The sequence below is a fragment of the Enterobacter sp. EC_64 genome, from assembly GCF_019584165.1.
GTDB lineage: Bacteria > Pseudomonadota > Gammaproteobacteria > Enterobacterales > Enterobacteriaceae > Enterobacter > Enterobacter roggenkampii.
The window spans coordinates 71,188-83,631 of record NZ_VDAS01000016.1 but is presented as its reverse complement, the minus strand read 5'-3'; the positions used below and the strand labels follow the sequence as shown (position 1 = coordinate 83,631).

The window sequence follows — 12,444 nt, the reverse complement described above, 5'->3', positions numbered from 1 at the left end:
CCTTAATCTAACCGCCGTTTGGTTTTCATCCACGTCAACCCGATAAACATCACCGCCGACGCCATTAAAAACAGCGTGTTGATAATCAGCACTACCGGAATATTCCCCGCCAGGAACAGGCTTTGCAGCGTGCTCACGAAGTAGCGCGCCGGAATTACGTAGGTCACGGCGCGGATGACGGCAGGCATGCTGTCTATCTGGAAGATAAACCCTGAGAGCATTATCGACGGCAGGAAAGCGGCGTTCAGCGCCACCTGCGCGGCGTTAAACTGGTTGCGGGTGATGGTGGAGATGAGCAGCCCCATCCCCAGCGTGCTGAGTAAAAACAGGCTGGTGATAAAGAACAGCACGATCAGCGAGCCGCGGTACGGCACGCCGAGGATAAAGACGGACACCAGCATGCAGAGCAGCATCGCCAGCATGCCTAGGAAGTAGTAGGGAATAAGCTTGCACAGCAGCAGCTCGACGCGCGTCACTTCGGTGGAAAGCAGCGCCTCCATAGTGCCGCGCTCCCACTCGCGGGCGATGACCAGCGAGGTCAGAATCGCGCCGATCACCGTCATAATAATCGTTACCGCGCCCGGAATAATAAAGTGCTGGCTGATGGCGGCGGGGTTAAACCAGTAGCGCGTCTGCACGTCGATAAGCGGCTTAAATTCTTCACCCCGGTCTTCGGCGCGCTGCATCTGCCAGAGCTGCCAGATCCCCTCCGCGTAGCCCTGCACGAAGTTCGCGGTGTTTGGCTCGCTGCCGTCAGTGATGACCTGGATCGGCGCATCGGTATTCGCCCGCGCCATGTTGGCGGCAAAATCCACCGGAATGACGATCAGACCGCGAATCTTCCCGGCCTGCATCTTCTGGATCAGCTCCTGACGATTGTCGCTGATGGTGGCGTCAATGTAGGGCGAACCGGTCATGGCGTGGGTAAAGTCCAGCGCCTCTTCGCTCTGCTGTTCGAGTAAAATCCCGACCCGCAGCTTGCTGGAGTCCAGGTTAATGCCGTAGCCAAAGATAAACAGCAGCAGCAGGGGGATCACCACCGCAATCAGCCAGCTGCTGGGATCGCGCACGATCTGCCGCGTCTCTTTAACGCACAGCGCGCGCACCCGGCGCCAGGAAAGGGCGTTACTGCGCATGGGCATTCTCCTTATCCCAGTCGTGGATGAGGGTGATAAACGCCTGCTCCATGGTCGGGTCCGGCACCGCGTCGTCGGCGGCCTGGTTTTTCAGGTCGTCCGGCGTGCCGTGGGCAATCAGCTTGCCGCGATACACCAGCCCGATGCGGTCGCAGTACTCCGCCTCGTCCATAAAGTGGGTGGTCACCATGACGGTTACCCCTTTTTCCACCATGCTGTTGATATGCAGCCAGAACTCGCGGCGGGTAATGGGATCAACGCCAGACGTGGGCTCATCCAGAAACAGAATATCCGGCTCGTGCATCAGCGAGCAGGCCAGCGCCAGCCGCTGCTTAAAGCCGAGCGGCAGTTCGTCGGTGGCGTGGGAAGCAATCGTCGTTAACCCGAAGGCGTCGCTCATGCGGCGGATTTTCTCGTTCTGCGCCCGCCCGCGCAGGCCGTACACGCCGGAGAAAAAGCGCAGATTCTGCTCGACCGTCAGGTTGCCGTACAGGGAGAATTTCTGCGCCATGTAGCCCAGGTGCTGGCGCGCCTTGCCGGAGCTGACCTTGAGATCCATATCCAGCACCAGCGCCTTGCCGGACGTCGGCACCAGCAGGCCGCACATCATCTTAAAGGTGGTTGATTTGCCCGCGCCGTTTGGTCCGAGCAGGCCAAAAATCTCGCCGCGCTTCACCGCGAAATTGACGTTGTCGGTGGCGGCGAAATCCCCGAATTTTTTAGTGAGGGATTTGGCTTCGATCACCGTTTCGCCCGGCGTGCCTTCCACCGTGTGCAGGATCGCCCCAAGCGGCGACTCGGAGGTCCCCGCGCCGCCCAGCAGGTCGATGAACGCATCTTCAAAACGCGGCGCCGTCTCTTCCGTCTCAATCGTCGGCATTCCAGGCGCCCGGCGAATATCGTCGACGGTGGCCTCTTTTTTGAGGATGACCCGCACCGAGCGGCCCTGAATCATCCCGTCGCTGACCTGCGGCAGCCTGAGCACCCGCTGCAGCAGCGAGCGGTTGGACGCCTGCGGGCTGTGCAGCAGGAAGCTGCGCCCGGCCATGCTCTGCGTCAGCGTCGTCGGCTCGCCCTGATAGAGCAGTTCGCCTTCGTTCATCAGCAGCACGTCCCGGCACTGCTCCGCTTCGTCGAGGTAGGAGGTGCTCCAGAGGATCAGCATCCCGTCGCCCGCCAGCTCGTGCACCATCTGCCACAGCTCGCGGCGGGAAATCGGGTCTACGCCGACGCCGGGCTCGTCCAGCAGCAGCACCTTCGGCTCGCCCACCAGCGTGCAGGCCAGCCCCAGCTTCTGCTTCATCCCGCCGGAGAGCTTGCCCGCCAGCCGGTCGGTGAACGGGCCGAGCGAGGTAAATTCCAGCAGGCGGGCGAAGGTTTTCTCCCGGGTTTCGCCGGTGACGCTGCGCAGGTCGGCGTACAGGTTCAGGTTTTCCATCACCGTCAGGTCTTCATACAGGCCAAACTTCTGCGGCATATAGCCGAGCATGGCGTGGAGCGGGCCGTCGTCTTTTATCGGATCCAGGCCCAGCACGCGGGCCGATCCTTCATCCGGCTTCAGCAACCCCGCCAGCATCCGCATCAGCGTGGTTTTCCCCGCGCCGTCCGGACCAACCAGCCCGGTCACATAGCCTTTCCGGATGGTGCAGTTCAGCGGCGCGACCGCAGGCTTATCCATCCCCTTAAAGCGTTTAACCAGACTGTTGAGCTGAATAACCGCGTCATTCATGTCGTTCCCCGCTGTTCACTTTTACGGTGACGGGCATGCCTTGGCGCAGGGCGTCGTCCGCATCGGTCACGATGATGCGCAGGCGATACACCAGGTCGGTACGCAGGTCCGGCGTTTCTACCGTTTTCGGCGTGAATTCGGCGGTAGGGGAGACAAAGCCCACCTTGCCGTGATACGGCTTGTCCGGGCGACCGTCGGTATAGAGCAGCAGCTCGCGGCCCGGCTGCATCTGGCCGAGATTGGGCTCATCAATGTAGGCACGTACCCAGACCGGGCGGGTCAGGGAGAGGGTTAACACGGTGCTGCCCGCGCTGAGCATGCTGCCCGGCTCGACGGCGCGGGTCATCAGCGTGCCGTCAGACGGTGCGATGAGCGTGGTGTCGTGCAGATCCAGCTCTGCCTGCGCCAGCTGGGCCTGCGCCTGTTCAAGGCTGGCTTTCGCCTGGGCGATATCCTGCGGGCGGTTACCGGTGTGGTACTGGCTTAACTTATCCTGCGCGGATTTCAGCGTTGCCTGCGCCTGGTCGCGGGAGGAACGTGCATTTTCCAGGTCATTCGCGGAAATGGTACGGCTTTTCCACAGCCCCTGCTGGCGAGCGTAGAAGTTCTGCGCGTAGTCATAGGCCGCCTGCGCCTGTTTGACGGCCGCTGCGGCCTGAGCGATCTCTTCGTCGCGATAGCCGGCCAGCATCAGGTCATACTGCGCCTGCGCAACGGAGACGCCCGCTTTGGCCTGCAACAGCGCGTTCTCATAGGGCGCTTTGTCCAGCATCCCCAGCGTCTGCCCGCTTTTAATGGCATCGCCTTCGTCCACGTTCAGCGAGGCGAGACGTCCGCCCACGCGGAAGCTCATGTTCACCGTGCGAATATCCACGTTACCGTACAGCGTCAGGCCTTTATCCTGATGGCTCTGGTACCACAGCCATCCACCGACGCCCGCGGCAAGCAACACAACGACCACCAGAATGATGGCGACAGGTTTTTTCATGACTTCAGGCTCCTTTGCGTTAAGCCTTGCAGGATCAGATCGAGATGACAGGCGATCACCTCACCGATCTGCGCGGCTTTATCCTCATCAAATTGTGTCCAGCCGGTGCGTAACAGGATGGTTTCCCGGCCCAGACGGAAGGCCAGGATTTCACCCAGCAGGGCGTGGGTATGCAAAATTGTCTCGGTATCGTTGGCATCCCGCCCGGTATAGGCGGCGATCAGCCGGGTCAGGTGGGTATGCATCGGGGCAATGACCCGATCGTGTACCCGCTGATAGGCGGCAGTGGGGGAGAGCTGCTCGCGGGAGATAAACTTGCTCAGGTTGAGCGTATCGTCGTGCGTCAGCACGCGGATCATGTTGTGGCAGGCACTCAGGATCAGCTGGCGGATGGCCTCGCGATCGGGCGACGGCTGGCCGAGCAGCGCGGTGGCCTCCTCAACGTGCGGGTGAAACTGCGTGCCGATAAAATCGGCGATCCACTCGGCGCAGGCGAGATATAAATCCTCTTTTGAGCCAAAATAGTAGGTAATCGCCGCAATGTTTTGCCCGGCCAGCGCGGCGATATCGCGCGTGGTCGCGTGCAGCCCGTACTCGCCAAACTGCGCCAGCGCGGCGGCAATAAGCTGGTTTTTGGCCTGTTCACCTTTGGTTGTTGTGGGTGTTGTATTCATGGCGGCATTAAAAATTAATCAATCGATTGATTAAGATTATGCCTGATTCGCATCCCCGTCGAGGGAACTCGGAGGGATATTTTATGCGCCACGTCACAAAAGCTGCTACACTCCGCCCCTTCGCGACATTGTGGTTTTTGTCCTCTCAATTGTTAGATCTCCCTGAAAACTACACCTGTGATGGTCGGGGCGGTTCGGAGTTTTTATGTCTTTTGATTCCCTTGGCCTGAACCCGGAAATTCTGCGCGCGATCGCAGAGCAGGGCTACGTTGAGCCAACCCCAATCCAGCAGCAGGCTATTCCTGCCGTTCTTCAGGGCCGTGACCTGATGGCCAGCGCCCAGACCGGCACCGGTAAAACCGCGGGCTTTACGCTGCCGCTGTTAGAGCTGCTGGTAAAAAACCAGCCGCACGCCAAAGGCCGTCGTCCGGTTCGTGCCCTGATCCTCACCCCAACCCGCGAGCTGGCCGCGCAGATTGGCGAGAACGTGCGTGACTACAGCCGCTATCTCAACATTCGCTCGCTGGTGGTGTTTGGCGGGGTCAGCATCAACCCGCAGATGATGAAGCTGCGCGGCGGCGTGGACGTGCTGGTGGCAACGCCGGGCCGTCTGCTGGATCTGGAACACCAGAACGCGGTGAAGCTGGATAACATCGAAATTCTGGTGCTGGACGAAGCCGACCGCATGCTCGATATGGGCTTTATTCACGACATTCGCCGCGTGCTGGCCAAGCTGCCGCCGCGTCGTCAGAATCTGCTCTTCTCCGCGACCTTCTCCGACGAGATCAAGGCGCTGGCGGAAAAGCTGCTGCATAACCCGCTGGAAGTGGAAGTGGCGCGCCGTAACACTGCCTCTGAGCAGGTGACGCAGCACGTTCACTTTGTGGATAAAAAGCGCAAGCGCGAACTGCTCTCCCAGATGATCGGTCAGGGTAACTGGCAGCAGGTGCTGGTCTTTACCCGCACCAAGCACGGCGCGAACCACCTGGCGGAACAGCTGAACAAAGACGGCATCCGCAGCGCGGCGATCCACGGCAACAAGAGCCAGGGCGCGCGTACCCGTGCGCTGGCGGACTTCAAGTCTGGCGACATCCGCGTGCTGGTGGCGACCGACATCGCCGCCCGTGGCCTCGACATTGAAGAGCTGCCGCACGTGGTGAACTACGAGCTGCCAAACGTGCCGGAAGACTACGTGCACCGTATCGGCCGTACCGGTCGTGCGGCGGCCACCGGTGAAGCGCTCTCTCTGGTTTGCGTGGACGAGCACAAGCTCCTGCGCGACATCGAACGCCTGCTGAAGAAAGAGATCCCGCGCATCGAAACCCCGGGCTATGAAGTGGATCCGTCGATCAAAGCCGAGCCGATTCAGAACGGTCGTCAGGGCGGTCGCGGTCAGGGCGGCGGTGGTCGCGGCCAGCAGCCGCGCCGTGCTGAAGGTGGCGCGCCGAAGTCAGCGGGCAAACCGCCGCGTCGTAGCAACGACAGCAAACCGGCCGGTGACAATCCGTGGCGCAGCGGCGAAGGCAAGCCGGCAGGGGAAGGGCAGCGCCGACGCCGCCCGCGCAAGCCTGCTAACCCGCAGTAATCTGGAAGCCCGGTCGTAAAGCCGGGCTTTTCTTTTTGCGGCAGCGAAGAGAAAGTGCCACAATAGTGGCTGTTTATACAGTATTTCAGGTTTTCCAATGGCTTTAACCGCGGCGCTGAAAGCGCAAATAGGCGCCTGGTATAAGGCGCTACAACAGCAGATCCCCGATTTTATCCCCCGAGCGCCGCAGCGGCAGATGATTGCCGACGTGGCAAAAACGCTCGCCGGGGACGACGGGCGACATCTGGCGATTGAAGCCCCGACAGGCGTCGGGAAAACCCTGTCGTATCTCATTCCCGGCATCGCCATCGCGCGGGAGGAGGACAAAACGCTGGTGGTCAGCACTGCCAACGTGGCCTTGCAGGACCAGATCTTCAGCAAAGATTTGCCCCTGCTGCGCAAAATCATCCCCGACCTGCGGTTTACGGCCGCCTTTGGCCGCGGGCGCTACGTCTGCCCGCGTAACCTGGCAGGGCTTGCCAGCAGCGAGGCGTCGCAACAGGATCTGCTGGCGTTCCTCGACGACGATCTCACGCCCAGCAGCAAAGCCGAGCAGGAGCTCTGCGCAACGCTGAAAGGCGATCTTGATGGCTATAAATGGGATGGCCTGCGCGATCACACCGATAAAGCCATCAGCGACGATCTGTGGCGCAGGCTCAGCACCGACAAGGCCAGCTGTCTGAACCGCAACTGTCACTACTACCGCGAATGCCCGTTCTTCGTCGCGCGGCGCGAAATTCAGGAAGCCGAAGTGGTGGTGGCTAACCACGCGCTGGTGATGGCGGCGCTGGAGAGCGAAGCGGTGCTGCCGGAGCCGAAAAACCTGCTGCTGGTGCTCGACGAAGGCCACCATCTGCCCGACGTGGCGCGCGACGCGCTGGAGATGAGCGCAGAAATTACCGCGCCCTGGTTCCGCCTGCAGCTGGATCTCTTCTGCAAGCTTGTCGCCACCTGCATGGAGCAGTTTCGCCCGAAAACCACGCAGCCGCTGGCGGTGCCGGAGCGTCTAAGCGACCACTGCGAAGAGGTTTACAGCCTTATCTCGTCTCTGAACAACATCCTGAATCTTTATCTTCCCGCAGCCCAGGAGGCGGAACACCGCTTTGCGATGGGCGAACTGCCGGACGAGGTGATGGAGATTTGCCAGCAGCTGGCGAAGCATCTGGAAAAGCTGCGCGGGCTGGCGGAGATGTTCTTAAACGATCTCAGCGAGAAAACCGGCACCCATGACGTTGTTCGCCTGCACCGTATTCTTTTGCAAATGAACCGTGCGCTCGGCATGTTCGAAGCGCAGAGCAAGCTCTGGCGGCTGGCCTCGATGGCGCAGGCGTCGGGCGCGCCGGTCACCAAATGGGCCACGCGTGAAGTGCGCGACGGCCAGGTCCACCTGTTTTTCCACTGCGTGGGCATCCGCGTGGCCGATCAGCTGGAAAAACTCATCTGGCGCAGCGTGCCGCACGTGGTCGTGACCTCCGCCACGCTGCGCTCCCTGAACAGCTTCTCGCGGCTGCAGGAGATGAGCGGCCTGAAAGAGAAAGCGGGCGATCGTTTTGTCGCGCTGGATTCGCCGTTTAACCACTGCGAGCAGGGGAAGCTGGTGATCCCGCGCATGAAGTATGAGCCGCTGATCGACAACGAAGAGCAGCACATTGCGGAAATGGCGGCCTACTTCCGCGAACAGGTTGAGAGCAGAAAGTACCCCGGCATGCTGGTGCTGTTTGCCAGCGGACGGGCGATGCAGCGTTTTCTGGAACATGTGACCGACCTGCGCCTGCTTCTGCTGGTCCAGGGCGACCAGCCCCGTTACCGGCTGGTGGAAACCCATCGCAAGCGCATCGATAACGGCGAGCGCAGCGTGCTGGTGGGATTGCAGTCCTTCGCGGAAGGTCTGGATTTGAAGGGCGATTACCTGACGCAGGTGCATATTCATAAAATTGCCTTCCCGCCCATCGACAGCCCGGTCGTTATCACCGAGGGCGAGTGGCTGAAGAGCCTCAACCGTTATCCGTTTGAGGTGCAGAGTTTACCTGCGGCGTCGTTTAACCTTATTCAGCAGGTCGGGCGTCTGATCCGTAGCCACGGCTGCTGGGGGGAGGTGGTGATTTATGACAAGCGTCTGCTCACTAAAAATTACGGCCAACGGTTGTTAAACGCGCTGCCGATCTTTCCGATTGAACAGCCAGAGGTCCCCGAGGTAAAAAAACGCCCGGCAACACTGACCGCCGGGCGCAGGAAAAGCATCCGTGCTAAGGGGCGCGGTCCTACTGGTAAGTGAAGGTCACCTGCACCACGCTGCTGAACGTCCCTGCGCTCACCGGCATGGAGGTGGCGTAGTAGCGTGCGGCGAGTGGGAAATCGACGGTATGATCGCTTTGATTAACCAGGGCGCTGAAGCTAGCCTGCGGGGCAATCGTAATGCTATCCAGGCGGTCTGCCAGCTCCAGCGCCAGCCCGCCGGAGCTGCCCGTGCTGGCAAATTTCGTCGGGTGTGCGCTGTCTGCCTGGCCGTTAAAGGTCGCGGTGGCGAGCGTGGTGGTGGACGGGCATTTTGACAGCGTAAGGTCAAAATTCTTCCACTCCCCGGTATCCCCCACATCCTTAAAATCGCTGGAGGCGGCTTGTCCCAGATCTATGGTCAAATTCTGACTGGCGCTGTCTACCGAGCAGGTATTGGCGATGATATTGCCTCTCATCTGGATCGCGATCTCATCGGCATGCGCCTGCGTGAGAAGGCCTGCCAGTAGCAGTAAGGTGATTTTTTTCATTTATATCCCAACGTAATCGTGGCAATGCTGTTTGCTGTGCCGGGGGTGACGCTGGCTGCCGTTTGTTGATATGCGACCTCAAACGGGATCGCCAGCGGAACGTTCGCTTGTGCGATGGCTGCCGTATTTTTGTAGGTATCAAAGTCGGCGACTTCGCCATCGAACAACATGCGTACCCCTACACCGGTTGCCACGCCGCTCTCCTGAGTGAGTTTGATGACGCCGGGAAAATCTGTTTCATAACCGTTTGCGCTGGAAACCATGACTTCGGGCTGCACGGTGTCGTTGCAGTTGACGGTAACGTCGAACGTCTGAGGCGACGTCAGGGTTCCTGTCCCGGTGAAGTCGCTGACCGGGAAATCGCCCAGCGTTACGGTAAGGCTTTTCGGCGAAACGGAGCAGGTGACTTCGTTGAACGTGACGTTACCTGAATAGGAAATGGTGTTCGGACTGCCTATGCCCTCCTGATTGTAAACGCCAAGCCCAAACTCCGTCTGAGCCTGAGAAAGCGAGCCTGAGGACACCGTGGAGCTGGTTTTCACCAGCTCCAGAGTCACGTCAAAATTGAACGAGAGCTGTCCATCTGAAGAGAGATACCCCACCGGCGTATTGCGGGAATCACAGTGGACGCCACCGGCCCCCTGGATGCGTTGCCCCTGATCGTTCATCAGGGCGATACCAATCCCGGCGACACCAGAGTCGTACACGCCCGGCAGGCCCGGTATTTCTGAACCGGAACCATAATAGCAGGCCACTATTTCCATCCCCGGGCTGTAGGTGCTGGAGCAATTCCCGGCAACGTGCACCGTCTGCTCTGAACCCGGAATGGTCGCGCCAACGGCCAGCGAGGTGGGAACAGAGATGGAGGCCACATCAATCATCTTTGGCATATCCGGTGACGTGCATGACGCTTTCGCGTGCGGCATGAAAAATGCGGATATTCCCAGCACTAACAATAAAAAACTCTGTTTAACGATTTGCATCATCTTTCGTCTCAGCCAGTGCATTACTGACATGGTGCGGCAGCGGTAATAATGCCGGATTTATCTCTCTCTTCAGCCAGCGCGTACTGCGCGATGCATTGTTCGCTGGCATTGTCACCCCACGCAACGGAGAGTTTTCCGCGTGCGGGAAGACCGGAGAGATACGTTTGGCCATCGGAGCCAACGATAAATTCGCTGTCCTTATCCTCAGTAGTCACCGTCGCGCCGAAGGGCAGCGGTTTACCGTTGTGCGTGAGCGTCATCAGCACGCGATTGCCCACGCGGGTGTTAAAGCTGGCGCGCACCACCGCTCCCCGCGTTGGGGTGACGACCTGCGCCGCGTGCGTTACGTCGGCATCGTCCGGCAGCGTTTCGGTATCCAGCGCAATGGTGTTATGGCGATACGCGGTCACAAACGGCACGACGGTGTAGCCGCGGAAATCGGTCTCAACGCCCGTCTGGTTAGCGATATGCGTCCCGTGCGTTCCCGGTGCCTTCACCAGCGCGATGGTCTCACCCAACGGCTGGCTCAGGGTGATGCCGTTCGCATGGGCAACCACGCCGCCCTGCAAACCGACGTTCACGGTCTGCTGATATTTATCCTGACTCACGCCTGCGCTCACCTCGCCGTAGGTCGCTTTGTAATCGGCGTTCATGCTGGTGGAGTTCCCGCTGCCGGTGCTGCTCAGCCCCTGCTGGATATTCCAGTTCAGGTTGTCTTCCTTCAGCGCCGTGCCGTTCAGGCCGATATTCTGCGTGGTACCGTCTTTGGTATTGTTCAGGTTGTAGGTGGCCCAGGTGTTATGCATCCAGTGGTCCAGCGGCACGGAAACGCTCAGCGAGAACTGGTTGTCGTTCGTCACTTCGTCGCCGTTTTCATCGCTGTCCTGGGTGTTCTTGTTCATGCTGTAGCTCAGGCTGTAGCTCACCCCGTGCCAGCTGTTGTTGTAGCTGACGCTCATGGAGCTCATGTCCTGGTTCTGGCTCCAGTAAGTCTCTTTCACCATGCTAAGGGTGACGGAGCCCCAGCCTTCTGGCAGCGTCTGGTCGATGGTGGCCTCGGTTCGGACGCGGCGCTGCTGGGGAGCAGACCAGTCGTCAGAGCGGGTATAAGACTCCATGGTGTCTTCCAGGGTGTAGAACCCTTTGCTGTTGTAGCGATAGCCCGCGAGCGAGAAGTTGGTGCCCGAACCGGCAAAATCTTTGCTATAGCGCACGCGCCAGGACTGGCCTTTGCTCGACTGCTGCTTCTTTAGCAGGGCTTTCGCACGGGTGACGTCGATGGAGAACGCGCCTAAATCGCCCATGTTTTTCCCGGCACCGAACGCCTGGGATTGATAATGGCTGCTTTGCTGAACGCCACCATAAACGGTGACACCATAAGGTAAGCCATAGATCGCGCTGCCCTGGGCAAACGGGGTCTTTTCAACATCGTTGTCGTAAGAGCGATAACGTCCGGCGGTGACGCTGTAGCGCAGGTTTTTTTCGCGCTGCAATACCGGTACGGAGGCATACGGCACCACGAAATGACTTTCGCTGCCGTCGGTCTCTTTCACGGTGACCTGCAGGTCGCCGCTGCTGCCGGTAGGGTAGAGATCGTTAATTTCAAACGCGCCGGGCGCGACCGTGTTCTGGTAAATGACATAGCCGTTCTGGCGGACCATCACCAGCGCGTTGCTGTGGGCAGTGCCGCGTATAATCGGCGCAAAGCCTTTTTCGCTGTCCGGCAGCATGTCGCTGTCGGATTTAAGCTCCACGCCGGTATAAGGCACGCTGTCAAAAACATCGGAAGGCGATGAGCTTTGCCCGACGGTGAGGTCGCTTTTCATCGCCACGATATCGCGCTGGGCATAGGTATAAACGGAGAAGAATTTTTGCTGCTCTTCCTTGCCCTGGGTGCTGCGGTTCCATGTGGAATAATTACGCACGCGCCAGGCACCGATGTTAAAGCCAGGGCGCAGGTTGACGTACTGGCTGCTGTTATCCTGTTCACCCTGCTGGCGTGCGTGGCTCTGGCTGGCGGTCGCGCTGTAATTGAGCAGCCCTGCGGTGATCCCTTCGTCGAACTCTTTTGGGTCGATATAGCCGCGTGGAACCTTGCTCAGGGCCAGCTGTGGAATACTGAGCAGCAGCTGCTGATTGCGAACGTGAAACGTAGCGGATGCCGCAGGGATGGCGTTTAAATCGGCGCACTGGCCTTTTGCCATCAGCTGCGGGTATTTTTGGGTTTTAATGCCGAGGCTTTTTAAATCCTCTGACGAGAAGCAGGGCTGGAGTGAATTATCCCCGTGGGCGTCTTTTTCTAATTTAAATGTGACATCGCGGGTATCAATTTTATTATTATTAATAAAAATAGCGACCTGATATTTACCCGGCGCTTGCCCGGGCCCTTTTTCGTATACGGAGAGGTCAGTCTTACCCTGCTGCGGATTATCAATATCCAGCAACGCCGGGTTGAAATAATCGTCAGCCATAGCCTGCTGCGCAAAGATCGTCATTGCCAGGCCACATAAAATGACCAGCAACGAAGAAAATCGACAGGTGAACGGCTTTTTATGGCTGTACATGATGATTTCTTTTATCT

General features: G+C 59.3%; 9 protein-coding genes. 2 read left to right on the top strand and 7 right to left on the bottom strand.

What is annotated here, in order from left to right; all coding sequences use genetic code 11:
- Positions 1–2: 2 nt before the first annotated feature.
- Genes FHC52_RS14475 through cecR form a run of 4 tightly spaced genes read right to left on the bottom strand, consistent with a single transcriptional unit; the run spans position 3 to position 4,527 of the window.
- Complete coding sequence (locus FHC52_RS14475) at positions 3–1,136, bottom strand: ABC transporter permease (RefSeq protein ID WP_025912866.1); 1,134 nt, start codon at positions 1,134–1,136, stop codon at positions 3–5.
- Positions 1,126–2,865 (bottom strand): ATP-binding cassette domain-containing protein, encoded by a 1,740-nt coding sequence (locus tag FHC52_RS14470; protein WP_126287689.1) that lies wholly within the window; start codon positions 2,863–2,865, stop codon positions 1,126–1,128. The genes FHC52_RS14475 and FHC52_RS14470 overlap by 11 nt, the downstream gene beginning before the upstream one ends.
- Positions 2,858–3,853, bottom strand: a complete 996-nt coding sequence (gene hlyD / locus FHC52_RS14465; protein WP_008501153.1) for a secretion protein HlyD — start codon at positions 3,851–3,853, stop codon at positions 2,858–2,860. Before hlyD ends, FHC52_RS14470 begins: the two co-directional genes overlap by 8 nt.
- The gene (gene cecR, locus FHC52_RS14460) at positions 3,850–4,527 is read right to left on the bottom strand and encodes a transcriptional regulator CecR (RefSeq protein WP_063453045.1); all 678 of its coding nucleotides are present in this window, start codon (positions 4,525–4,527) and stop codon (positions 3,850–3,852) included. Before cecR ends, hlyD begins: the two co-directional genes overlap by 4 nt.
- A gap of 205 nt (positions 4,528–4,732) precedes the next feature.
- On the opposite strand from cecR, the gene rhlE reads away from it, so the two are divergent.
- Both rhlE and dinG read left to right on the top strand, forming a co-directional pair.
- A complete protein-coding gene (gene rhlE, locus FHC52_RS14455) occupies positions 4,733–6,112 on the top strand; it encodes an ATP-dependent RNA helicase RhlE (protein ID WP_045909499.1) in 1,380 nt (459 codons plus the stop codon).
- A gap of 97 nt (positions 6,113–6,209) precedes the next feature.
- Positions 6,210–8,387 carry an ATP-dependent DNA helicase DinG gene (gene dinG / locus FHC52_RS14450; protein WP_220420126.1) on the top strand — a complete coding sequence of 726 codons (2,178 nt, stop codon included), beginning with the start codon at positions 6,210–6,212 and terminating at the stop codon, positions 8,385–8,387.
- On the opposite strand, the gene FHC52_RS14445 is transcribed toward dinG, so the two are convergent.
- The 3 genes from FHC52_RS14445 to FHC52_RS14435 are packed head-to-tail and all read right to left on the bottom strand — an operon-like array spanning position 8,374 to position 12,427.
- The gene (locus FHC52_RS14445; RefSeq protein ID WP_126287687.1) at positions 8,374–8,877 is read right to left on the bottom strand and encodes a fimbrial protein; all 504 of its coding nucleotides are present in this window, start codon (positions 8,875–8,877) and stop codon (positions 8,374–8,376) included. The two genes, dinG and FHC52_RS14445, sit on opposite strands and share 14 nt — an antisense overlap.
- Complete coding sequence (locus FHC52_RS14440; RefSeq protein ID WP_032656491.1) at positions 8,874–9,860, bottom strand: fimbrial protein; 987 nt, start codon at positions 9,858–9,860, stop codon at positions 8,874–8,876. The genes FHC52_RS14445 and FHC52_RS14440 overlap by 4 nt, the downstream gene beginning before the upstream one ends.
- Before the next feature lie 23 nt (positions 9,861–9,883).
- Positions 9,884–12,427: a fimbria/pilus outer membrane usher protein gene (locus FHC52_RS14435; protein WP_164552860.1), complete on the bottom strand. Its 2,544-nt coding sequence runs from the start codon at positions 12,425–12,427 to the stop codon at positions 9,884–9,886.
- Between the last annotated feature and the right edge of the window lie 17 nt (positions 12,428–12,444).